We start from the raw sequence: 22583 nt of genomic DNA on the forward strand, positions 1-22583 counted from the left end.
CCGGCATGCGCTTGCACGGCTTACGCCATGCAGCCGGCGGTTGGTTGATTCCGCAAGTTCATGCATCCGAATCTAGGCGCCCGGCAGCTGCGCTTCGTCGTAACGAATCGGCAGAATGCCGAGCCGCTCGCAGCAGGCGAGTACGTCCGGATGCGTGAACAGCAAACGTTCGTTGATCCGGTCCGCCACGACCCGTTCGGACGGATAGTCCTCCGAGCCCATTCGGTGCATTTCCGCATCGTCATAACCGGGATGGCCGACGACGAGGTACTGGCCCGGCTGCGCGTTCTCCAGCCGCGCGATGAACGCTGCGACAGGATCGGCCTGCCGCGCCTTGTCGTCCGCTCCCGCAGCTTGGGGCAGCGGTTGGCTGTAAAGCTTGTAGTTGCGGATGCCTTCGCGCTCGCACCAGCGGTCGAACGGCTCTTCGATATACGGCATCGCCCATTCAAAAACCATATGCGTATCGGCGTAGCCGATAGCGAAGCCCAAGCCGCGCAGGCGATCCAGCTGCGCCTGCAATTCCGTCATCACCGCGTCCACCGCCGGTTGGCGCTGCAGGAACGCCTGCGGCGTCGGCGCGAACATGCCGCCAGGCTCGACCAGCGAAGACGAAGCCCCTGCCGCCGATAACGGTCCCCAGCGGACGTCGCTCCACTCCGCGTTCAGCGTTGCATGGATGCCGAAGCAGACCTCTCGCTTGCCTGCGAGCAATTCCGCCGCATGCGCAATGCTCGGTCCGACCGCCATGAGAGAGACGTTGCGAACAAGGCCGCGCTCGATCGTCTCCAGAATGGCGCGGTCCGCCGTCGTCGCACTGCCGGCGTCGTCGGCTCTCGTGATCAGCCGGATGGTTGGTTCAGTCGATCGGTTCATTCCGGTTCCTCCTTCATGTCATACATGCCTGATATGCGTTCCGGGCATGCGGATCGGCCACGCCGCCGCTTATGCCCCGAGCGCTTCTTGTCCTCCCATTATAAAGGCCGGGCAATCGGCGGAGGGAGAGAAAGCTGTCCGAAATAGGGGGACTCCCGTCCGCTGTTTGTATGGGGACGCCGTCGGCCGGAAACGTCTGTCCAGGCGAAGCTGCTGCCGGCCGCAGCCTTGCTGAGCTCGTCCTCCATGCTGGGCACGACTTCCTGCCGATGCTTTGCTGAGCTTGTCCTCCATCCCGGACATGACTGCCGGCCGCAGCCCTGCTGAATTCGTCCTCCATGCCGGATACTCTTGCCGGAAGCAGACGCAGCCCGGCACAGCTTCCCGCCGATCCGAATTCCTGCAAAACGCAGCTGTCAGCCTGACACGGCTGCCTTACCGGGCGCGTTCTCCCGTCCAATGGACGAAAAACCTCGGGAGCGGCATCCGCTCCCGAGGCTCGACAACTTATTGAAATTGCAGCACGACTTGCAGCGCCGGCTCCGATTGCGCGTCCAGCATCCGATACGCGTCCGCGGCCTGCTCGAACGGTACGCGGTGCGTGATCAGCTCCGTCAGCTTCAACCGGCCCGACTGCGCCAGCTCCATGACGGTACGCTCCATGCGCAGCCGGTCCCAGCGATGGGCGAGCTGCGGATTGATGCCGCTGATCTGGGAGCCGATCAGCTGCGCGCGGTTATGATGGAACTCCTCGCCCAGCATGAGCTGCGCCGCGCCGCCCTGATAGAATCCGGCGGTAACGACGCGTCCGTTGTACGCGAGGCAGCGAATCGCCTCGTGCAGCGCGGCGGACACGCCGGTGAACTCGATCGCGGTATCCGCGCCTTTGCCGCCCGTCAGCTCCTTGATCCGTCTGGCGGCATCGCATTCTCGCGAATTGATCGTGACGTCCGCGCCGAGCCGTTCGGAGAAGCCCAGCCGGTAGTCGTCCAGATCGACGGCGATGACGCGCGCGCCGTTCAGCCGCGCCAGCTGCGCCGCAAGCTGGCCGGGCACGCCCTGCCCGAAGATGGCGACCGTCTCTCCGACGTGAATGTCCGCATCCAGAATCGCATTCAGCGCGATTGCGCCCATTTGCGAATAGATGCCCGCGATCGGATCGAGACCTTGCGGCAGCAGATGGTCCTTGGCGAACTGCCCGCTCACGACATTCGTGCTTCGATGCCCCCATGTGCCGTACACGATATCGCCTTCGCTAACGCCCGTCACCTCGGTTCCGATCTCGGCGACGACGCCGACTTCCTCATAGCCCCAGCCGCCGTGAACCGGGTAGAGCGACGATGCCGGCTCCGTGCGCGCCTCGAATATCCGCAGCTCGCCATTGAACTGCTTGTGCACGAACGGATTGATTCCGCGGTATGCCGTCAGCTGCGTGCCCGCGCTGATGCCCGAATACAGGGTCGTCAGCCGGACCTCGTCCGCCGCCAGCGGCTTCTCGTCCACCTCATGAATCGCGATTTCCTTCGGCGCGATAAAATCCAGTCGTTTGCCCATGCGATAACCTCCCGTTCCTCCTCGTTTACAGGCCTATCGTACCATCCGCAGCGGGCGATCTCCATCTCCTAATGAAAGCGTTTATTGTCATTCCTACAGGTGTTATGAACCAAAATAAAGAGCCGCTCTTACGAGCGGCTCGGCGCGGAAAATCGTCAAGCTGCGATACGATCGCAACCAGCAAAGCTGCCTCCGCAGCGCGGTTCGGCCGTGCGGGTTCGGCTGCACGATGCCGTCCGCCAAGCCTGCTGGCTTCAAGCTCAGGCATTCGCCAGGAAAGCGGCAACTTCCGCCAGGCGCGAAGCATAGCCCCATTCGTTGTCGTACCACGCCGCAACGGACAACAGCTCGCCCTGCACCTGCGTCAGCGGAAGATCGATGATCGAGGAATGCGAATCGCCCACGATGCGCGAGGACGCCCACTCGCCTTCCAGCACGTCCAGCACGCCTTTCAGCTCGCCCTCCTTCGCCGCCGCGCGGAACATATCGTTGACCTGCTGCGCGGTGACCGGCTGCTCCGTCAATAAATTCAGCTCGGCGATGCTGCCGGTGCGCGTCGGGATACGGTAGGCTTTGCCGGTAATCTGCAGGTCGTTCCAAATGAACTTGAGCGCCTTGGCCGCGCCCGACGAGGACGGAATGATGTTCTCGGCCGCCGCCCACGAATCCCGGCGATCCTTCATCGGCTGGTCCGTCAGCGACTGCGTGTTGGTATAGGAATGGACGGTGGAGAATAAGCCGTAGCGGATGCCGAAATTGGCCCTGACCAGCTTGACGACCGGCGCCAGCGCATTGGTCGTGCAGCTCGCCATGCTGATAATGCGGTGCTTGTCGGGATCGAAGCTGTCCAGGTTGATGCCTTTCAGCAGCACGGCGTCGCAATCGTCGAGCGATTTGCTCGGCCCGCTGACCAGCACGCGCTTCGCGCCGCGGTCCAGATGAACCTGCGCGACGGAACGCGTGACGGCTCGGCCCGTGCAATCGATCACGAGATCGACGCCGAGCGCCTTCCAATCCGGCACTTCCTTGGCGGAGTTGATGTACGCGATCTCGCGTCCGCCGATGACCATCGCGCCTTCCCGGGCGGATACCGCCTCCGGCCAACGCTTGTAATTGGTGTCCACTTCGAACAGCGCCGCCAGCGTGCCCTCGTCCTTGATATCCGAGACCGAAACCGGAACGAACAGGTCGTCCTGCAGCGCCGCCCGAAGCAGCTGCCTGCCGATGCGCCCAAAACCGAAAACCGCTATTTTCCCCATACTCTCCAACCTCCATTATGCATGATGGCAGTCGGATATAGTTTACTAATCCCGGATGCGAATGTCCATTTGCCGAACGGCCCGGTCCGTTAAGATCGCGTAAACCGGCGTTCGCCCGCTCCCGCTTACGAAATCTGCTCCAGCCTCTCTCCGATCAGATTCAAACCGACCACCGTATCCGGACGGTCAACGCGGATCGCGTCCCTTAGCGGCGGCGCGGCGTTTGCGCGAGGCACGGGAGGCCGCGTAGAAGAAGAACAAGGCCGTTAAGGCTATCAGCGCCGCATCCAGCCATGGCGAGTTCGTGATGAGGTAAGACTTGAACGTCTCGGGAACGTATTCCGCGCCGCTGCCCGCCTGGAGATCCACGGGAACGGCCTGCCTGTGCTCGTAATAGTAGAACATATCAATCAGATACATGACGATTCCCGCCAGCATTGCGCAGACCATGCTCTTCAAGACAGCCATCCTCGATTCCCCTCCCCTATAACGATCCGACCGGCACGGAACGGCTTATCGCAGCCGTCTCTCGATCGTCGCCTTGATGTCGCGAACGAGCTGGATCGATGCTTCGATTTCCACTTTCCGCGTCGAGACGCTCTCCACGCTGCAGCCGAGCGGAATGCCTTTCTCCAGGCCGAACTCGAAGATTTCCTCGAAAATCTTCTGCGACAGCCGGATCGACTTGTCCAGCACGTCGTTGGAGTGCTTCAAGTCGTTCTCCAGCCACTTCGGCATGCTGATCCCGAGCCATTTCATGAAGTCCAGCGTCTTCTCGGAGCCGCAGGGCGCCAGGTTGATCAGAATCGGCACCATGTCGATGTCATGCTGCTGGCAGTAGTAATAGTAATCCGACAGGAAGTCCTTCGCCGCCTCCACGTTGTAGGCCGCCTGGGAGATGAAGAACCGGCAGCCCCCCCGGATTTTGGCCGCGATGCGGAGATGCTCGTCGCCCTTCGTCTGATGCCGCTCGGGAATGACCACGCCCCCGAAGGTCAGCTTCGGATTCGCCGTACGGCTCAGCTCGTAGGCCGCGGGCAGGCTCATGGTGACTTCCTGCTTGCCGGAGGAGGCCCCCACGAACACGGAGAACCGCTCCTGCTCGGGCTCGGCTTGCAGCCATTCCGCCAGTTCGGTGCCGGAATATTTGCCGACGCAGCGATAAATGATCTTGGGCAGCTTCAAGCGGGATAAATATTCGCTGCTGTATCGGGTCGGCTCCACCGTCCGCAAATACGGGAACGGCCGGTCCTGCTCGATGCGGTCGCTCTCCTCCTGCACGTCGTACAGAATGAGCCCGTCGATCGGCAGCCCTTCCAGCCGCTCGCACTGCTTGCGCGCGATTTCCGCGATCTGCTCGGGCGGATACGACGCCTTCGGCGGCGTCATGCCGTATGTGATTATGCCGGTTTGTCGATTGCGTATTTTATCGCTTAGCTGCATCGGTTCACGTCCTTGATGTCATTAAATTTATCCGCAATAAATTCGGATCGGAATAGTTGCCGAAGGTAATGAATTCGACTTCGGGGCGGCGATTCCTTCGCGGGGCGAATGATTTTCGACGTGAACTAGCGGTATTGCGTCGGTCCGTTGTTGCTTGCGGCGACGTTAGGCGATGACATTAGACGACGTTAGAGGACGTTAGACGACGTTAGAGGTACGGAATCGTCCGGCTATGGTTTTCTGGCTGAATTGGAATGGGCAGAAATGAAATGGCGGAAACGCAATGGCAGAAACGCAAAATAGCCTGCCGATTAGCGGCAGGCTCAGGCTGTCGAAAAAGTTCAACGCCGCATATGTCGCATATACGTAAAGGACAGGATCCCCCTCTAAGACCAGCGGACAGACGCTCCGTTATTTTGGCGAAATCGGGCTTTCGGGGCAGCGAACGGACACAGGATCCGTTAATGTCCCCGAATGACATTGAAAACATGCTGATCAGCCGATATAAAGGATCTCTTGTCCGCGAGCACACGAAAAAGCGTCATCAAGCTGCGAATAACGGATTTCCTGTCCGCTTCCTTGCATCAACGGACGCACCGTAATCCAGCCGTCATGAAGCCCGCTGGTTCGAAACGGTCACGGCAGTCCGCGACATGCCGGCGAAGCGCCAACAGGATTTGTTCGCGCTCCAAGGCGTGGTATGTCACGAGCCTGCTCGAAGCAGCGTATAGTTCTCAATAATCTAAGCCTGCCGATTAGCGGCAGGCTTCGTATGTGGTGCACCGGGTGCACCTCTTTGCGCGCACTCGGCCGTTTTCTCCACTTGTAGTGCACAGGGGGCACTTCTTTGCGTAATCAGCCGGTTGCTGCGCATGGGGTGCACGGAGTGCACTTCTTTGCGCGTAATCAGCCGGTTGCTGCGCATGGGGTGCACCGGGTGCACCTCTTTGCATCAGCCATTCCAACCCTATGCTTGCGGCTGCTTCTCCACCAGCTTGGCGTTTACCCACTCGCGCTTCGCGAGCAGCCATTCCGCCTCCCGCGGGTAACGGCTGAAGCTGATCGGCTCGTCCAGCCCTTCCTCCAAACCGGCCAGCACGTACTCCCTGCCGTACAGCTCTTCCAACAATTGCAGCGCCCGCAAATCCTGCAGCGCCTCGCGAAGCACCTCCAGCCGGATCGACTCGACCGGCTTGTCGTCCGTTCCCGGATAGACGAGGAAGGCGTCGCCCGAAGGGAACGCGTGGATCGCGTCCGTCACCCGGTAGGGATCGATCTCGTGGCGGGACTGCTGCGAATACCAGAAGTTATAGCCCCATTGCAGGAATCCGGCCATGTTGAACTTGTACAGCTGTATGCCGAGTATCCGGTTGCGCGCCGACGGCATGCTGAAGAACCGGTTCGCCACCTGCTTGTACTGCCCGCAGCAATAGTACGTCCACAGCCCTTCGACGCCATGCTCGAGGAACGGCTCGATGTGATCGTTCGCCGGGATCGGATTCTTCACTAATCCGCGAGCATAGAAATCATAGTCCGACAGCGCGTCGATCACCGGAAAATCCTGCAGCAGCTCGCTCACCATCCGGCTTGCCGTCTCGTAAGACTCCAGGTGCTGCATCGACGGTTCGTCGGAGACGTGGAAATAACTGCGCTCCGCCAAGCCGTTGTCCTTAATCCAGGCCGTCAGGGCAGGAAGAAGCTGCCCGATGAACGAACGGTATGCGTCGCCGCCCGCGTCCGTCTCCCAGCCGAAGATGCGCGTATAGGCGCCGTCGACCGTCGCCATGATTTTGGGTGCGTGCATCGCTCCCCACTGCGTGAACAAATGCGAGAATTCGAAATACCGGACACCCTGCCGGCTGCATAGCTCGACCCATCTTGCCAGCTTGTCGAAGCCGAACCGGTACGTCCCGTCCCCCGTCCGCTCGACGTCGATCAGCTGCACGGTCGGCCGCTCCCCGCCGATCTGCGTATCGAGCGGCGGCGTGAAGATCGGCGTCAATATCATGTTGACGCCATGTTTGACGGCTGTCCCTATGAAGCTTTCGATGATCGCCCAATGCCGCTCGCTGAACACGTCCGTCTTGTAGTAGGTGGCGAGGCAGTCCGTATGGAACCATTCGGTATGGATCAGCCGCTGTTCCGGGAGGGCAAGCGGCAGCACGCTCAATTCAAAGCCGACTTCGCCGTACTCCTCGTCCTGCTCCGATGCGAAACGGATCCGGATGTCGTACGCCCCCGGACTGACGCCGGCGCCCGGCTCGACCGTCACCCATAAGGAACGCCATTGACCGGGCAATGCGGTCAGTCCTTCCGCTTCGGACAGCGGGAAGAGCGGGTCCGGGTACAGCCCCGGAGTCGTGCGCAGCACATGCTCGTCATGGTCGGGGTACACCGGCATTTCGGAAGGAACGAGTCCTACCGGCCGCAATGAAATAGCGGCTTCGAGCTTGGTCTCGGCGGTCGCGCGAATGCCTTTGATCAGGCGGTTCGAACGGTACGCCACTTGAAAAGCCGCCGTTTCGTTCGCCAGCGCGCTCGCTTGGCAATACGGCTTCTCGTGCAATTCCTCGTCGGCAAACACTTTGGCAAGCGAGCTGATGCATCGCAGCTCCAGCTGCATGGAATCATTCCCCATTGTTGTCGGTTCTCCCTTTGGCTTGAAATTGATTGTAAATCGCGAAAATCGCAAAGGTCAGGACGCCGTGGTCCTGACCGCTTGTCGGACGTATTGCTGGTCGAGCGTTTTGCTTGGCGGCGCCAGGCCGGGCGGCTTCTTGGCCGAACTGCGTCACATGCGCCAGGCTTGGCCGGGCTTGGCGTGTTGCGCTATATGCGCGTGGCTTGCCCGCTCCTGGACGGGCTATGCCGCATGCGCCAAGCCGGGTTGCGCCGCATGCGCCGGGCTTGGCCGGGCTACGCCACATGCGCCGGCTTGGCGGGGATTGGCGTGTTGCGCCATATGCGCGTGGCTTGGCCGATCCTGGACGGGCTGCACTGCATGCACTAGGTCTGGGCTGCGCCATACGAATATGGCTTGGACGTTCCTGGACGGGCTACGCCACATGTGCCGGGCTTGACCGGGATTGGCGTGATGCGCCATATGCGCGTGGCTTGGCCGATCCTGGCCGGGCTACGCCGCATACGCCTAGCCGAGCTGCGCCGCATGCGCAAGGCGCCCTAGTCCATGTCCTGCACGAACGCCAGCACGCCGAAACGCTGCGGGATGTGATAATTGACCGCCCCTGTCGGGCTCCAGGCCGAATAGTGGCGGATGCCTTGACGATCCTCGTCTATCCGGTAAGCGTTCCAGCGCCAGACCGAGCCCTCGGCCGGCATGCGTTTAAAGTTGTTTAGCGGCAGCCGGATCTCGTATACCGTGGTTCCATCGCCGATGTCAGTTACGCTGGTCGTCATGCCGACGGGGTGCCACGCCAGATCGATCTCCTTCGCCCCTTGCCGATTGTTGCGGATCATAGCATCGAAGACAACGTTCCGCGGACTGACTTCAAGCTCGTAATATTCCGTGCCCCCGCCGGTCTCATCGAGGAACACTTCCACGACGTCCTCCTCGTAGATCGGATCGTCGTGGCCCGGCATGGTTGCCACCACATGATCGTCCTCGCATTCAAAACGGAATCGGAGGTCGGCAGCGGTCCAGCACGCTTGCACGGACGTCGCAAGCACCGGACGCCCGCCCGAGACGACATCCGCCAGCCCAGCGGACGCGATCCGCTCCCAAGGCACGGAACCGTCCGGCGATGCTTCTACGAAACGGCAGCGATAAGTCGGGACTTCGGCCAGGAACATCTTAGTTCACCGCGACCCATTCGCCGGCACGTCCGGCCGAGGCGATCTCGGCTTCGCTGATGCGGATCGTGTCCTGCGTGCTGCGCGGCGTCGCTTCCGCGATCGAACGGCCAGCCAGCAGCGATTCCACGAAATATTTGAGTTCGAAATAGTAGCCTTGATCCGCAGACAGTTCCGGCGTGAAACCTGGGGAGCTGTTCGGGTTGACCTTCACGTCTGCGCCGCGGAACAGCACGTTCGCCTGCTCGAAATTGACCCGGAAGCTCATTTCGAAGCCAAAATCGCCCTGCAGCGTCCAGTCGACCTGGGCATTGATAACTTTGCCGTCCGGGTAGCGGAAGTTCGCCGAGACGACGTCGTACCCCGACCCCGGAATGAGGTTGCTCGCCAGGCAGGATACCGCTTCCGGCAGGCCGAACAGCCAATTGATGGCGTCGACGTCATGCACGTGCATATCGAGCAGCGCGCCGCCGGCCTTCTCCGCCTCCATCAGCCACGGCCCCCATGTCGGCGTACCGCCGCCGCGGAAGAACGAAGCGCTTGTCACTTTGCCGTACGTGTTGTTGTCGATCAGTTCCTTCAGATAGACATAGGCCGGCCAGAAACGGAGGCATTGCCCGATCATCAGCTGTTTGCCGCTTGCATCGGCAGCCTGGATCATCGCCTCGCAGTCGGCCGCGTTCATCGCCATCGGTTTCTCGCACAGAACGTGAACGCCCGCTTGCAGGCATTGAATCGTGACTTCTTTGTGCAAATACGTCGGCAGCGCAATGTCGACGGCATCGAGCTCTTCCCGCTCCAGCATTTCCGCGATCGACGAATATTTGGCGAACCGCCCGTAATCGATCGCTTCCTCGGACGACGTCTCGATATTGCCGACGGCCGCACGGCCTTCCAGCTTCGCCGGGTTAATGTCGCAGATCGCCGCCAGACGAACATCCAAGCCTTCCTTTTCCAGCCGGAGATAGTTGTCCATATGCGCGCCGCCCATGAACCCGAGTCCAATCAAGCCAATTTTCAGCATAACGTTAGTTCCTCCCCAGAATCGCGCTCATCGACGCGGACGTGTTATAAATAATCTGTTTGCCGTGATGCGTGTACGGCGGAATCATTTCCCCGATCACGTAGTCGTTATAGCCGACCTCTTCCAGCGCCTTGACGACCTCCGGATAGTTCACGTCCCCTGCGAGCAGGTCGACGAAGCCGGACAGTCCCCCGCTCTCGCGGCGGTAATCCTTGAAATGCACCTTTTTGATGCGTTTGTTCAGGATCCGGATCCAATGCTCCGGGTACCCGGCGAACACGACATTGCCTACGTCGAAATACGCGCCGACATAGTCCGAGCCCGTTGCGTCGATGAACTGCCGCAGCTCGAGCGGCGACAGCAGGAATTTGTTCCACACGTTCTCGATTCCGATGGAGACGCCTGCCGCTTCGGCCGATGACGCCAGCTTCGTAACCGCTTCCAAAGCAAGATCATAGGCTTGATCGTACGGTACGACCTCGCTGCCCGGAATGAAATCGACGCCGACCGCGCCAGGAATAACGAGGATCGTGTCCACGCCGAGGATCGCCGCGGCTTCCAGCTGCTTCTTCGCGATATCCTGCGCCTTCTCGCGGTTCGCGGCGTCCGAGCTCGTCATCGAATAGCTCCAATACAGGCCGCTCGCGAGGCTAGTCAGATCAATGCCCGCATCCTCGGCCAGCTTGCGGATCTCCTCGATTTCCCGCGCGCTGCTCTCCAAGCTTAACGGTCCGTTCTCGTTCAGCGACAGCTCGATGCCCTCGAAGCCCGCGTCCTTCGCGATCGCGATCGCTTCCGCAATGCTTGTCTGCTCCGGAAACGACCAAATGTTGATTCCTTTTTTCATGGCGGTCCACCTCCTGGTTATGGTTCTATTATAGAAGCTGGGGGGCGGCGTAGATTTAGCAATACGGCCGGAGTTTTTGCACTGCGGCGGCTGTGCTAAGATGGAAGAGCCGGAAGAGGAATTCCTGCAGGCGCCAATGGCTGCGAGTTGGCCGCTAGTGCTGCTGCTAGTGACGGCCGCTGGTGCCGACTGCTCGTGCTGCTGCTAGTGCTAGTCGCTAGTGCTGGTCGCTAGCACTGACTGCTAGTGACGGCCGCTGGTGACGGCCGCTGGTGACGGCTGCTAGTACTGGTCGCTAGTGCTGCTGCCAGTGACGGCCGCTAGTGCCGACTGTTAGTGCTGGCTGCTAGTGCTGATCGCTAGTGCTGGTCGCTAGTGCTGCTGCTAGTGACAGCCGCTAGTGCTGCTGCTAGTGACGGCCGCTGGTGCTGCTGCTAGTGACGGCCGCTGGTGCCGACTGCTAGTGCTGGTCGCTAGTACTGACTGCTAGTGCCGGTTGCCCTCTGGCTGGCCTGAACCGTTGCGAGAATCAAGGCGCAATTGGCAGCCTGCACCGCCGATGATGTTTTTGCGGAGCCGGTTCGCGACGAATTCGCTCCGATGACCGCTTTCACCTGACGAAAGGATGACCGCCATGGACTTCCCGTCGCTGACGCTCAGCGAATCCATTACCATTACGAAGCTCTATTCCTTTCATTATTTCGAATATGCCAAAGGGTTCGTGTTCGAGGGCGAGGAGCATGACTTCTGGGAGATGCTGTACGTGGACAAAGGCGAGGTCGAGGTCCGCGCCGATGACCGGACGATCAAGCTCTCGCAGGGGGAGATGATTTTCCATAAGCCCGGCGAATTCCATACCGTTCAGGTCGCGCACCACCATAAGCCGCCGAACCTGATCGTCATCTCGTTCGAATCCCGCTCGCCCGATATGGCGCGCTTCGAGGATAAAGTACTGGCACTTGGCAAGAAAGAAGCGGAATTGCTCGCCCTCATCCTCCAGGAAGGCTTCCGCACGTTCCTGCCTCCGTTCGACGATCCGCGCTCGCACCGGCTGACGCTGCAAGAGAGCGCTCCTTATGCCGGCGAGCAGGTGATCAAGGCGTATCTGGAACTGCTGCTCGTCTTCCTGCTGCGCGGCGAAGGGCCTGCCGCCGCCCAGGAAACGCCGAAGCTGGCTTCGCTCCAGCGCGAGAATGCCGAGCAGCGCATCGAGGAGCGGATCATCGCCTACATGCAGGAGCATCTGGCCGACAACCTGACGCTCGACCAGCTGTGCCAGGCCGTTCATCTGGGCAAAACACGGCTGAAAGAGATTTTTCAGACGCGCGTCGGCACGGGGGCGATGGAGTACTTCAAGCAGTTAAAGATTCAGGAGGCGAAGTCCTTAATCCGCGAGATGCAGTTCAACCATACGGAAATCGCCGCCAGGCTCGGGTACGGGAGCATCCACTATTTCTCGCGCGATTTCAAGCGGGCGACCGGCATGTCGCCCTCGGAGTATGCCCGCTCCGTCAAGGCGCGTGCCGAGGGGCGGGAATAGCGTATCGCGGGGCGGGCGATTCCCCTGGGATTCCTTCCCGGGGGAAGCTTTTCGCCTCGATTGGGGGCGATTCACCGGGAATTCCTTCCCGGGGGAAGCTTTTCGCCTCGATTGAGGGCGATTCCCCTGGGATTCCTTCCCGGGGAAAGCTTTTCGCCTCGATTGGGGGCGATTTCCTCGGAATTCCTTCCCGGGGGAAGCTTTTCGCGCCTCGGTTGGGGGCGATTTCCTCGGAATTCCTTCCCGAGGGAAGCTTTTCGCCTCGGTTGGGGGCGATTCCCCTGGGATTCCTTCCCGGGGGAAGCTTTTCGCCTCGATTGGGGGCGATTCACCGGGAATTCCTTCCCGGGGAAGCTTTTCGCCTCGATTGCGGGCGATTCACCGGGAATTCCTTCCCGGGGGAAGCTTTTCGCCTCGATTGCGGGCGATTCCCTCGGGATTCCTTCCGGGGGAAAGCTTTTCGCCTCGATTGCGGGCGATTCCCTCGGGATTCCTTCCGGGGGAAAGCTTTTCGCCCCAGCTGCTAGTGGTTCACCGCAGGACGACCGGGGGAAGTTGGAGTGAGCCGATGTTCGGCAGGATTCTAGAGGTAGTGCGAGCGCTCACGGGCTGCGGATTTTCCGACGCAGACGGGATCGAAGGTTCACGGCAGATGGGCGGGCTGTAGGATGGGGACGTTGGATGGGGACGTTGGACGGGAACGTTGGACGGGGACGTTGGGCAGGGACGTTGGACATGAACGTTGGACATGGACGTTGGTCGGGGACGTTGGACGGGGACATTGGATGGGGACGTTGGACATGAACGTTGGACATGGGCATTGGACGGGGACATTGGATGGAGAAATTGGACGGTAACGTAGGACGGACTGCTGGATGAAACGATGAGCGGCCTGCTGGTCGATCCGTTGAACAGACTGGCCAGCTAGTCTGTCCGCTAGCCTTACGAATCGTACACGCCTTATATGGATCAATCTAACGCTGTACAAGGAGCAACGAATCTAAGACACCTTATTTCGGCCAATTCGGCTCCCAGATAGGGTTGAGAAGCCGATTAACGACGCTGGGGTTCGTTACGATTTTGAAAGCAGACAAAAGGCACGAATAGCGCCATCTCGATTCTTTAGCGCCGACGGGGCAGCCGGCAGGCAGCTCAGCTTACCCTTGCGCCGACCGCCAGCCGGCAGGCAGCTCAGCTTACCCATGCACCACCGTCAAGCCTTCAGGCAGCTTAGCTTACCCATGTTCCCACCGCCAGCCGTCATTCAACTCAGCTTAAACATGCATCCACCGCAAGCCATTAATCAGCTCAACTTACCCGTGCACCCACCGCCAACCGTCAGAAGCTCAGCTTAAACATGCATCCACCGCAAGCCATTAATCAGCTCACCTTACGCATGCGACCACCGCCAGCCGTCAGGCAGCTCAGCTTACCCATGCACCACAGCCAGACGTCAATCAACCCAGCTTACCCTTGCGCCGACCGCCAGCCGTCAGGCAGCTCACCTTACCCTTGCGCCGACCGCCAGCCGGCAGGCAGCTCAACTTACCCATGCGCCGACCGCCAGCCGGCAGGCAGCTCAACTTACCCATGCGCCGACCGCCAGCCGTCAGTCAGCTCAGCTTACGCATGCAACCACCGTAAGCCGTCAGTCAGCTCAGCTTACGCATGCAACCACCGTAAGCCGTCAGTCAGCTCAGCTTACGCATGCAACCACCGTAAGCCGTCAGTCAGCTCACCTTACCCTTGCGCCGACCGCCAGCCGTCAGGCAGTTCAACTTACCCGTGCACCCACCACAAGTCGTCAGGCAGCCCAGCTTACGCATGCACCCACCGTAAGCCGTCAGGCAGCCCAGCTTACGCATGCAACCACCGTAAGCCGTCAGTCAGCTCACCTTACGCATGCACCCACCGCCAACCGTCAGTCAGCTCACCTTACCCAAGCGCCGACCGCCAGCCGGCAGTCAGCTCAGCTTACCCAAGCACCCGTCGACAGCCGGCAGTCAGCTCACCTTACGCAAGCGCCCACCGCCAGCCGTCAGTCAGCTCACCTTACCCAAGCGCCCACCGCCAGCCGTCAGTCAGCGCTGCAAAAGCAAAAATGCCGCCTCCCTCGGGAGCGCGGCATTTCCATTATGTTCGCGCAATCGCGCAATCACGCAATCACGCAATCACGCATGCGCACATGCGATATCGATCTGCTACGCGCCCGCGTTCTCGACGAGCACTGCGCTCTTCTTGCGCCCGTACACGAAACGCGACAATAGTACGCTGATTTCATAGAGCAGGACGAGCGGGATGAAGACCATCATGTGGGAGATCAGCTCCGGCGGCGATATGAGACTGGCGACGATGACGAGGATGAGATACGCGTACCGGCGCATTTTGTGCAGCGCCTTCGGGGTCAGCAGACCGATCTTCGTCAGGAACATGACGACGACGGGAAGCTCGAAGGCGACGGCGAGCGGGATGATGATGTTGCACATGAAGCCGAAATACTGCGCGACGCCGTACGTCTCGACCAGCTGCATGCTCCTCGTGATTCGCGAGGTGAACGCGAAGCTCATCGGGAAGACGACGAAATAGCCGAACGCGAGCCCGGTCAGGAAGCAGATGATGCTGTACGGCACGTACCGCAGCGCCGCCGAGCGCTCGTCGGGATGAAGCCCTTGCCGCACGAAGCCCCACAGCTGGTACAGCAGGAACGGCAGCGATACCGCTAGCGCGAACACGACGGCGACGGTCATGTACATGCGGATACCGTCCCAAGGGGAGAACACGTTCCACGTCATCTTCGAGCCGGGAGGAACGGACTTCAAATAGTGCAGCACCTTCGGCGAGAGATAGAGCCCCCCGCCCATCGCGGCAAGGAAGACGGCGAAGATGCGCCAGATTCGGGCTCTCAGCTCGGTCAGATGGCCGATGAGCGTCATCGTCTCTTCGATTCGTTTCATTCGCAGCACATCCTTCCGGCCTTGCGCAGCTCGAACGTATGGAATCCGTCCCTCAGCTTATCGTTAATTTCCTTCAGCCGCGCCACGTCCTCGAACGAATACTTGCGCGCCCCGCCTTTCGAACGAACCGGAAATACGAGCTGCCGTTCTTCGTAATACCGGATTTGCCGTTCTGTCAATCCCGTCAAATCGCAAACGATTCCGATGCTCATCACCTTGTCTGTCATCGTCCAACCAGCCTCCCTATCGCGCTTGTAGTGGTCGTTATCCAGCTGACGCCTCCAAACACCAGTAATGTCAGAAAAACTAACATAACCTTCTTAGGTCGAAATGATAACAGCAGATTGGCGATTATTCAATGGGTCAGATGGCCTGCGATTTTCCAGTTCCGTAGGAAGGAATGCGCTTCCGAAATGGCTAAACGCTTGATAATTTGCGAATATGGCTCTCACTCACGCTTTTCGATCTAAATTATTTATCGGATATATAAATTTTATTTATGTTAGATATTCTTACAAAATATTGGATTCCGTTGAAAAATCCATGCTACATTGCTCTCAAGTCGGACAGACGAACCGCAAAAGGAGCTGAAGCGCATGGAAACGAAAGAAACGCCAAACGAATGGTCGCGCAGACAATTCCTGACGACCGTGGGCAAGATCGGCGGCGCCGCTGCCGTGTTCAGCGTTATGGGCACGATGGGGCTGTTCACGCCGGAGACGATGAAAGCGGCGGAATACGAGCCTCCTTCCAGCTGGGATCTGAAAGGGACGAACCGCTCCGGCAAGAAGATCGTCATTCTCGGCGCGGGTCTTGCGGGCTTGACGTCCGCTTACGAGCTTGGCAAGGCCGGTTACGACTGTACCATCCTCGAAGCCCGTGCCCGCACCGGCGGCCGGAACTGGTCGGTCCGCCGCGGCACGACCGTGACGGAGGTCGGCGGTCAGAAGCAGGTCGCGCGATTCGACGACGGCCATTACTTGAACGCCGGCTGCATGCGCATCCCGCAATTCCATGTCACGATGGAATACTGCCGGGAGTTCGGCATCCAGATGGAGCCCTTCAACAACGTGAACGAGAGCGCCTATTACTATAATACGGGCGTGGGCGGCTCCTTGTCCGACACGCCGGTTCGCAAGCGGGCCGCGAAAGCCGACGCGAAGGGCTATATCAGCGAGCTGCTGGCGAAAGCCGTCAATCAGCCCGGCCTCGATCTGCCGATCACGCCGGAGGAGAAAGAGAAGGTCGTCGCCTATCTCCGTTCCGAGGGCAACCTCGACGCCGATCTGTTCTACAAAGGCTCGTCCCGCGGCGGCTACAAGGACGAACCGGGCTCGCGGCTCGACGCCGGCGTCATCCGCGATCCGTTCGACATGAAGGCGATCATCAACTCGGGCTTCGCCAGCTATTTCAGCAGCGAGTACGAGTACGATCAGCAAATGATGATGTTCCACCCCGTCGGCGGCATCGATGCCATTCCGAAGGCGTTCGAGAAGCGGCTCGGCAACCGGATCAAGCACAATATGGAGGTCACCGAGATCAAGCATGTCGGCGAGAAGGTAATTGTCTCCTATAAGGACCTGATCAGCGGCGAAGCCAAGCAAATCGAAGGCGATTACTGCATCTGCACGATTCCGCTGTCCGTGCTGAAGACGATCAAGCACGACCTGTCGCCGGAAATGACGACGGCGATCAACAACACCAAATACGCCAACGCCGGCAAGATCGGCCTGCAGTTCAAACGCCGGTTCTGGGAAGAGGACGATCTCATCTTCGGCGGCAACACGCTGACGAACATGGACATCTCCTCCATCTACTACCCGCCGACGAACTACTTTGCCAAGAAAGGCTTGCTGCTGGGCTACTATGCGATGGGCGCCAAAGCCGACAAGATCGGCGCGCTGTCCTTCCAGGAGCGAGAAGCGCTTGCCCTGGCCCAAGGCTCCAAGATCCACCCGCAATACTACAGAGAGTTCGAATCCTCCTTCTCCGTCAACTGGAAGACGATCAAATACAACATGGGCAGCTGGGTGTCCTACTCGGCCGACGACCGGAAGACGAACTATCCGGTACTGTGCCGGCCGGACCGTCGCGTCTACCTCGCAGGCGAGCACATCAGCTACATCACCGCCTGGATGGCAGGCGCCATCGAATCCGCAAGATCCGTCGTCACCGACATCCACGAACGCGTCATGAAAGAATAGCCCTGCCCTTTCATCGCCCTGTTTGCCGCTATTGCCGCTCTTATTGCCGCTTTTATTGCCGCTTTTATTGCCGCCCTGATTGCCGCTTCTATCGCCGCCATTATTATCCGTCACCCACACTTACAGGAGGGAAGAACCATGAAGTTTACCCGCAAAGTCAAAATCGCCGCCGGCGTTATCGTTGTTTCCTGCCTGGCCGCGACCGCGAGCGTCTACGCGGCGATCACGCCGAACAAATATCCGCTCGCGCCGATCTACGAGCCGGAATTCTACGGCAGCCCGAAGTCGTCCATCGCCAGCGCCGTCGCCATGCCCGCCGGCACCGCCACCTTCGAGACGAGCGGCACGACGCCGGCGCTCATCAACAAGGACGGCAAGACCGTCTACGAGCGGTACGGCGACACGGAAACGCAGGGCATCAGCATCCTGCAGAACATCGAGAAGCAGCTGAAGGAGCAAGGCCTGTCGCTGAAGGACGTGACATACTTGCGCGTCTATATCGCGCCGGATGCGGCGAAGGGCGGCAAGTTCGATTTCGACGGCTGGTTCAGCGCCTACGCGAAGTTCTTCGCTACGCAGGACAATCCGACCAAGACGGCCCGCTCCACCGTCGGCGTCTCCGGCCTCGTCAACGCCGATTGGCTGATCGAGATCGAAGCGGTTGCCGCCTATCCGAGCAATCATAATCAGGATTAACCCGCTTAACCGGCAGCAGCCGTCACGCGATCCGCAACCCGCAAGGACAATCAAATGAAATGGAGATGATTCGCATGCTGCAAAACGTAGGCTTCCCGGGCCTTATGATGATCCTCGTCGTCGTGCTCATTATTTTCGGACCTTCCAAGCTGCCTGAGCTGGGCCGCGCGGTCGGACGCACCCTCCACGAATTCAAATCCTCCGCCAAGGAGCTCGTCTCCGACAGCAAGGAAGAACCGACCGAGAACAAGTCGTAAACCCGTCCGATCCCCGCCGCGCCTGCTTCATCTCCCCCGCCGCAAACAAAAAGCCGCTTCCCTTCCTGCTGGCTGCAGGCTAGGGAGCGGCCTTTCCTCATGATCCTTAACTTCTATCGCCGTGCCAACAAGCAGCCGGCGAATCGCCTGTCACTGACGCATACGCGGCGTAATCGCATACGGGTCGTTGTCATCCCGCTGCTCGCCCGGTCCTCGCTTAAGGGATCGACTGATGGTCCGTGTCGCGAATGCGGTACATGCTCATCAGCTTATCCACGGGCAGCCGGTCCGGAAGCGCCGCCGCGCGGTCCTGGTACCAGTACGCCGTCGATGCGAACCAGTACGGCTTCAAGTGGCTGCCTGCCCACGGATTAACGAAGGCGAGGCTGAAGCTTTCCTGGAACGCGATCGCGTCCCGCTCGTGGAACCGGTACATGCTGATCATCGAGCGCAGCGTATCCTTCACCGGCACGCCATGCAGATCGCCATGGAAATCGCCGTCGCGGAAGTACCAGCCCCCGTTGAAATAATCCTCGAGCCCGGTGCCGACGATCGTCGGCTTCTCACGGTCCTCCGTGTCGATGTAGATATATTCCGGCGCCTCCAGGTAAGACAGGTAATTCAGCGGTTCGCCCTGCATGGAGAGGCTGCAGCCGACATAATGGCCCCGCCCCCGGATGTCCGCCATCCGCAGCGGATCTTCGGCGCCCAGCCGGCCCGTGCGGAACAGGCAGTGGAAGCGGCCGGCGTTCGCCGGCAGCTCGTCGTATTCCTCGTAGTTGGCGTTGAAGAACACGTCGACCGGAATGCTGTCGTGCAGGTTCTGCACCTCGATCCGCACCTTCTCGTACGGCATCGGGAAATAGCTGTAGAAGCCGCCGCTCGACATGCCGAGATAGCGCGACGTGTAATGCTGGAATTCGCAATGGCCGTTGCCGAAGAAGTCGCCGATCGGCGCCTCGACGGACGGGGACGCTTCGCCATCCCAATAAATGCGGAGGATGAGCTTCTTCAAGGTCGAAGGCTCGTTGACGGACGCGGTATCCCAGTGGCGCCAGAACCAACCCGGGAACGTCAGCCACATCCGGGTAATCATGCCCGGCTTGCCGCTTTCGGCCAAGGTAACGGCGGGGCCGCCCGGCAGCACGTTTTTCGTTTTGCTTCTCGTAACGGGATCGAACGTCGTAAACTGCTTCGACGTTACATGACGCAGGTCGGACAGGTTGGTAAACATTTCGGCTCGTCTCCATTCATCCAAATTCGCGATTTCGCCCGCAGCGAAGAGCAGCGCGATCTGAATGAATACTTCCACGGGGCGCCCGTATTTCCTCCATGAAAGCGTTATTAATTCCGCAAGGCTAAGCGCACGGCCCGGTAGAAACGACGTGAATGCCGGAAGTTATTCATGTTAATCTTTCATGATCTTATATGATCCTAGATGCAAAAGAATCCGCGGCGGATTGCGGTCCGCCGCGGATTCTTCTTCAATGCGATGGCTGAGGCCGAAGCGCGTTGAGCTTCCGGTACACTTTGCCATAGACCCATGCGGCGTTGACGAACAGCAGCACGCCGGTAATCAAGAAGACGTACCGGACGCCGAAGAACGCCGCCACCTGCCCGCCAAGCAGCGCGCCCGCGAAGACGCCGAGATACCCGGCCGACATGTTGAAGCCGAATACCCTGCCCGTCAGCGCTGCCGGCGTAATCTTCTTCACCAGGATGTTGACGGAAGGCGAGAGCCCGCCCGCCGCCAAGCCGAACAAGAAACGCAGCGCGATCAGCTCCCAGGTGCTTCGCACGAGCGTCTGCAGCACGAACAGCACCCCCGCCGCGAGCAGCGCGTACAGCATCACCTTGTGCGCGCCGATGCGGTCCGACAGCTTCCCGAGCCGGGGCGCGGCGATAATGTTCGCCAGCCCCGATGCCGAGAACGTCAGCCCCGACAGCAGCGCGACATGGCGGCCGCCGCCGGAGAGGCTCGTCACGAAGACGGTGACGACCGGCTCGACGGAATACAGGGCGACGGTGAGGATGAAGTACGTGACGAACATCGTGACCGTCAAGCTCTTCTCCGGCACCAGCTGCCACAGCTCCTTCATGCCGAGTACCTTCTTCTGCTGGCGGACGAAGTTTTCCTTCACGAACAGTAGCGTCGTAAGGAAGGCGATCATCAGCATGGCGCCCGTAATGAAGAATACGTAAGTCAGGCCGAACTTCAATTCGATGGCCCCGCCGATGAGCGGGCCGAGCAGCGAGCCCGAGATCCCTGCCGTCGACAGCGTGCCGAGCGCCCAGCCGGCGTGATCCTTATCCGTCTGCGTCGCGATCAATGTCGTGCAAGCCGTGCTGTACCCGGTAATGATCCCCTGCAGCAAGCGCAGCCCGACCAATTCATAGACATTGTGCGCGAAACCCATGCTGAACACGACGACCGCCATGCCCAGACTTGCCCGCAGCAGCATCGGCTTGCGGCCGAACTTATCCGCGGCATGGCCCCAGATCGGGGAGAACAGCGCGGACAGGATGAACGTAATCCCGAAAGCCAGTCCCGAGTATTGTGCAATGGCCGCCGCATCCTCCACGCCGAGCTGCTTGATATAGAGCGGAAGCACCGGCGCAAGCTGGCTCATGCCGACGCTCGTCATGAACATGCCGAACCAGCAGACGATCAGATTGCGCTTCCAGACAGGCATTAGCGGTTCCGCAGCGTATCGGCCCATGCGTCGACGGTCATCACGTCCGCCTGGCGCGGGAATACCTTCTCGGTGAGCACGCGGTGAACTTCGGGATCGCCGTCCAGACAAGCGTCGGCGAGCACCGTCAGCTTGTAATCCTTGTCCGCCGCTTCCCGCAGCGTCGACAGCACGACGCCGCTCGTCGAAATGCCGCTCAGCACCAGCGAGTCGATCTGGCGGCCGCGGAGCAGCACTTCCAGGTCGCTGCCGGTGAAGGCGCTGAAGCGGCGCTTCGTCACGAGCGGTTCGCCCGGCTGCGGCTGCACGGAGGCGTAGATTTGCGTCGCCTCATCCGTTTCGGTCATGCCGCCGTGGCTGGCGATCGCGGAGAACGACTTGTTGCGCGAGCTCACTTCAGGGTAGCCTTCGCGGAGCGCGACGCGTACATAGATGACTTGCATGTTATGTTGCCGGGCGGTTTCCAACGCCTTGCGGAACGGCTCGAGCGCCGCCTCCTTGTCGGGGAAACGCGAGACGATGCCGTTCTGCAAATCCATGACCAGCAGGGCGGTAGTTTGGTTAGTTGACATCCATTGAACACTCCCTATTCCTATGATAGTATTAAGCGGAGAACTCTCCTCTTGATATTAAGCGGAGCGATCTCCGTTTGTCAACAACCGCTTTCTATCGACGACGAGGAGGCAATGCGCCATGAACGAGACAGAACCGATGAACGAAGCAGAGCCAGCCCCGCCGCGCCCCGAGCGCCGCGATGCCGCCGAGAACCGCCAGCGCATCCTGCAAACGGCCCTCGACCTGTTCGAGCGCCACGGCGTCGAGCAGGTCAGCATGAACCAGATTGCCACGGAGGCGAAGATCGGGCCGGGCACGCTCTACCGCCGCTACCGCAACAAGAGCGAGCTGTGCCTTGACCTCATCAAGGACAACCTCGTGCAAGTATTCGACGATATCGAAGCCTACTTGGAAGAGAATCGGAACGATTCCCCCACCGTCAGGCTGCGCGGACTGATCGTCCTGTTCATGCGGTTCCGCGAGAAGAAGGCGCAGCTGCTGATCGGCGTGGAGGACGCGTCTTCCCAGAACCGCCCGAAGTCGCGGACGAAGGGCCCGCTGTACAACGAGCTGCATGACATGCTCGTCGAGCTGCTCGACGAGATCGCCCGGGACGCCGCAAGAGACGGAGACGGTCAAATCCCGCCGAACAGCATTTTCAAAGCCGATATGCTGTTAATGGCGATGAGCAGCGATGCCTACTTCTTCCAACGGGAAGTGCGCGGCTATACATCCGAGCAGATCGTCGAGCAGCTCTGCTTGACGTTCATTCCCCTCGCTTAACTCTAATGCTTCCCCACATGTACGCACAGAAGCCGTGCCTCGCCTCCGGTAATGGAGAGAAGCACGGCTTTGCCGTGCTGCGGGCAGC

The 22583-nt window shown here is 60.1% G+C and carries 19 protein-coding genes; 5 read left to right on the plus strand and 14 right to left on the minus strand.

Annotation, left to right across the window (positions count from 1 at the left end):
* Positions 1 to 72: 72 nt before the first annotated feature.
* From GXP70_RS27160 to GXP70_RS27200, 9 genes are all read right to left on the minus strand, one after another.
* Positions 73 to 876 (minus strand): ChbG/HpnK family deacetylase, encoded by an 804-nt coding sequence (locus GXP70_RS27160; protein WP_162359699.1) that lies wholly within the window; start codon positions 874 to 876, stop codon positions 73 to 75.
* A gap of 507 nt (positions 877 to 1383) precedes the next feature.
* On the minus strand, positions 1384 to 2430 hold the full coding sequence (locus GXP70_RS27165; protein ID WP_162359700.1) for a zinc-dependent alcohol dehydrogenase: 1047 nt from the start codon (positions 2428 to 2430) through the stop codon (positions 1384 to 1386).
* A 260-nt stretch (positions 2431 to 2690) separates the two neighbouring features.
* Positions 2691 to 3689 carry a type I glyceraldehyde-3-phosphate dehydrogenase gene (locus GXP70_RS27170; protein ID WP_162359701.1) on the minus strand — a complete coding sequence of 333 codons (999 nt, stop codon included), beginning with the start codon at positions 3687 to 3689 and terminating at the stop codon, positions 2691 to 2693.
* A gap of 186 nt (positions 3690 to 3875) precedes the next feature.
* Positions 3876 to 4157 (minus strand): hypothetical protein, encoded by a 282-nt coding sequence (locus tag GXP70_RS27175; RefSeq protein WP_162359702.1) that lies wholly within the window; start codon positions 4155 to 4157, stop codon positions 3876 to 3878.
* Positions 4158 to 4202: 45 nt separating this feature from the next.
* Positions 4203 to 5132: a methylenetetrahydrofolate reductase gene (locus GXP70_RS27180; protein ID WP_162359703.1), complete on the minus strand. Its 930-nt coding sequence runs from the start codon at positions 5130 to 5132 to the stop codon at positions 4203 to 4205.
* A 967-nt stretch (positions 5133 to 6099) separates the two neighbouring features.
* Positions 6100 to 7770 carry a DUF4091 domain-containing protein gene (locus GXP70_RS27185; RefSeq protein WP_162359704.1) on the minus strand — a complete coding sequence of 557 codons (1671 nt, stop codon included), beginning with the start codon at positions 7768 to 7770 and terminating at the stop codon, positions 6100 to 6102.
* 542 nt (positions 7771 to 8312) lie between these two features.
* A complete protein-coding gene (locus tag GXP70_RS27190) occupies positions 8313 to 8942 on the minus strand; it encodes a carbohydrate-binding family 9-like protein (protein ID WP_162359705.1) in 630 nt (209 codons plus the stop codon).
* A 1-nt stretch (position 8943) separates the two neighbouring features.
* Positions 8944 to 9966, minus strand: a complete 1023-nt coding sequence (locus GXP70_RS27195; RefSeq protein WP_162359706.1) for a Gfo/Idh/MocA family protein — start codon at positions 9964 to 9966, stop codon at positions 8944 to 8946.
* A gap of 4 nt (positions 9967 to 9970) precedes the next feature.
* Positions 9971 to 10813 carry a sugar phosphate isomerase/epimerase family protein gene (locus GXP70_RS27200; RefSeq protein ID WP_162359707.1) on the minus strand — a complete coding sequence of 281 codons (843 nt, stop codon included), beginning with the start codon at positions 10811 to 10813 and terminating at the stop codon, positions 9971 to 9973.
* A gap of 634 nt (positions 10814 to 11447) precedes the next feature.
* Here GXP70_RS27200 and GXP70_RS27205 point away from each other — a divergent pair.
* Positions 11448 to 12353 (plus strand): AraC family transcriptional regulator, encoded by a 906-nt coding sequence (locus GXP70_RS27205; RefSeq protein ID WP_162359708.1) that lies wholly within the window; start codon positions 11448 to 11450, stop codon positions 12351 to 12353.
* Positions 12354 to 14554: 2201 nt separating this feature from the next.
* On the opposite strand, the gene tatC is transcribed toward GXP70_RS27205, so the two are convergent.
* Positions 14555 to 15307, minus strand: a complete 753-nt coding sequence (tatC, locus tag GXP70_RS27210; RefSeq protein WP_162359709.1) for a twin-arginine translocase subunit TatC — start codon at positions 15305 to 15307, stop codon at positions 14555 to 14557.
* Positions 15304 to 15534 carry a MerR family transcriptional regulator gene (locus tag GXP70_RS27215; protein WP_162359710.1) on the minus strand — a complete coding sequence of 77 codons (231 nt, stop codon included), beginning with the start codon at positions 15532 to 15534 and terminating at the stop codon, positions 15304 to 15306. The genes tatC and GXP70_RS27215 overlap by 4 nt, the downstream gene beginning before the upstream one ends.
* Before the next feature lie 369 nt (positions 15535 to 15903).
* Between GXP70_RS27215 and GXP70_RS27220 the strand changes: the two genes are divergently transcribed.
* From GXP70_RS27220 to GXP70_RS27230, 3 genes are all read left to right on the plus strand, one after another.
* The gene (locus GXP70_RS27220) at positions 15904 to 17511 is read left to right on the plus strand and encodes a flavin monoamine oxidase family protein (protein WP_162359711.1); all 1608 of its coding nucleotides are present in this window, start codon (positions 15904 to 15906) and stop codon (positions 17509 to 17511) included.
* A 138-nt stretch (positions 17512 to 17649) separates the two neighbouring features.
* Positions 17650 to 18207, plus strand: a complete 558-nt coding sequence (locus GXP70_RS27225) for a RidA family protein (RefSeq protein ID WP_162359712.1) — start codon at positions 17650 to 17652, stop codon at positions 18205 to 18207.
* A 74-nt stretch (positions 18208 to 18281) separates the two neighbouring features.
* Complete coding sequence (locus GXP70_RS27230) at positions 18282 to 18464, plus strand: twin-arginine translocase TatA/TatE family subunit (RefSeq protein WP_162359713.1); 183 nt, start codon at positions 18282 to 18284, stop codon at positions 18462 to 18464.
* A gap of 217 nt (positions 18465 to 18681) precedes the next feature.
* On the opposite strand, the gene GXP70_RS27235 is transcribed toward GXP70_RS27230, so the two are convergent.
* From GXP70_RS27235 to GXP70_RS27245, 3 genes are all read right to left on the minus strand, one after another.
* Positions 18682 to 19776 (minus strand): glycoside hydrolase family 172 protein, encoded by a 1095-nt coding sequence (locus GXP70_RS27235; RefSeq protein WP_162359714.1) that lies wholly within the window; start codon positions 19774 to 19776, stop codon positions 18682 to 18684.
* A gap of 172 nt (positions 19777 to 19948) precedes the next feature.
* Positions 19949 to 21157, minus strand: a complete 1209-nt coding sequence (locus GXP70_RS27240; protein ID WP_162359715.1) for a multidrug efflux MFS transporter — start codon at positions 21155 to 21157, stop codon at positions 19949 to 19951.
* On the minus strand, positions 21157 to 21729 hold the full coding sequence (locus GXP70_RS27245) for a cysteine hydrolase family protein (RefSeq protein ID WP_162359717.1): 573 nt from the start codon (positions 21727 to 21729) through the stop codon (positions 21157 to 21159). The genes GXP70_RS27240 and GXP70_RS27245 overlap by 1 nt, the downstream gene beginning before the upstream one ends.
* Before the next feature lie 121 nt (positions 21730 to 21850).
* Between GXP70_RS27245 and GXP70_RS27250 the strand changes: the two genes are divergently transcribed.
* Positions 21851 to 22495: a TetR/AcrR family transcriptional regulator gene (locus tag GXP70_RS27250; protein ID WP_225442575.1), complete on the plus strand. Its 645-nt coding sequence runs from the start codon at positions 21851 to 21853 to the stop codon at positions 22493 to 22495.
* The last annotated feature ends 88 nt before the right edge of the window (positions 22496 to 22583 follow it).

Origin of the sequence: Paenibacillus lycopersici (assembly GCF_010119935.1) — a bacterium.
Taxonomy (GTDB): domain Bacteria; phylum Bacillota; class Bacilli; order Paenibacillales; family Paenibacillaceae; genus Paenibacillus_Z; species Paenibacillus_Z lycopersici.

Coding starts and splice junctions, on each gene's coding strand:
- GXP70_RS27215 (WP_162359710.1), bottom strand. CDS start 15,534: ATGACAGACAAGGTGATGAGCATCGGAATCGTTTGCGATTTGACGGGA.
- GXP70_RS27165 (WP_162359700.1), bottom strand. CDS start 2,430: ATGGGCAAACGACTGGATTTTATCGCGCCGAAGGAAATCGCGATTCAT.
- GXP70_RS27170 (WP_162359701.1), bottom strand. CDS start 3,689: ATGGGGAAAATAGCGGTTTTCGGTTTTGGGCGCATCGGCAGGCAGCTG.
- GXP70_RS27245 (WP_162359717.1), bottom strand. CDS start 21,729: ATGTCAACTAACCAAACTACCGCCCTGCTGGTCATGGATTTGCAGAAC.
- tatC (WP_162359709.1), bottom strand. CDS start 15,307: ATGAAACGAATCGAAGAGACGATGACGCTCATCGGCCATCTGACCGAG.
- GXP70_RS27185 (WP_162359704.1), bottom strand. CDS start 7,770: ATGGGGAATGATTCCATGCAGCTGGAGCTGCGATGCATCAGCTCGCTT.
- GXP70_RS27205 (WP_162359708.1), top strand. CDS start 11,448: ATGGACTTCCCGTCGCTGACGCTCAGCGAATCCATTACCATTACGAAG.
- GXP70_RS27195 (WP_162359706.1), bottom strand. CDS start 9,966: ATGCTGAAAATTGGCTTGATTGGACTCGGGTTCATGGGCGGCGCGCAT.
- GXP70_RS27180 (WP_162359703.1), bottom strand. CDS start 5,132: ATGCAGCTAAGCGATAAAATACGCAATCGACAAACCGGCATAATCACA.
- GXP70_RS27230 (WP_162359713.1), top strand. CDS start 18,282: ATGCTGCAAAACGTAGGCTTCCCGGGCCTTATGATGATCCTCGTCGTC.
- GXP70_RS27175 (WP_162359702.1), bottom strand. CDS start 4,157: ATGGCTGTCTTGAAGAGCATGGTCTGCGCAATGCTGGCGGGAATCGTC.
- GXP70_RS27160 (WP_162359699.1), bottom strand. CDS start 876: ATGAACCGATCGACTGAACCAACCATCCGGCTGATCACGAGAGCCGAC.
- GXP70_RS27190 (WP_162359705.1), bottom strand. CDS start 8,942: ATGTTCCTGGCCGAAGTCCCGACTTATCGCTGCCGTTTCGTAGAAGCA.
- GXP70_RS27225 (WP_162359712.1), top strand. CDS start 17,650: ATGAAGTTTACCCGCAAAGTCAAAATCGCCGCCGGCGTTATCGTTGTT.
- GXP70_RS27220 (WP_162359711.1), top strand. CDS start 15,904: ATGGAAACGAAAGAAACGCCAAACGAATGGTCGCGCAGACAATTCCTG.
- GXP70_RS27240 (WP_162359715.1), bottom strand. CDS start 21,157: ATGCCTGTCTGGAAGCGCAATCTGATCGTCTGCTGGTTCGGCATGTTC.
- GXP70_RS27200 (WP_162359707.1), bottom strand. CDS start 10,813: ATGAAAAAAGGAATCAACATTTGGTCGTTTCCGGAGCAGACAAGCATT.
- GXP70_RS27250 (WP_225442575.1), top strand. CDS start 21,851: ATGAACGAGACAGAACCGATGAACGAAGCAGAGCCAGCCCCGCCGCGC.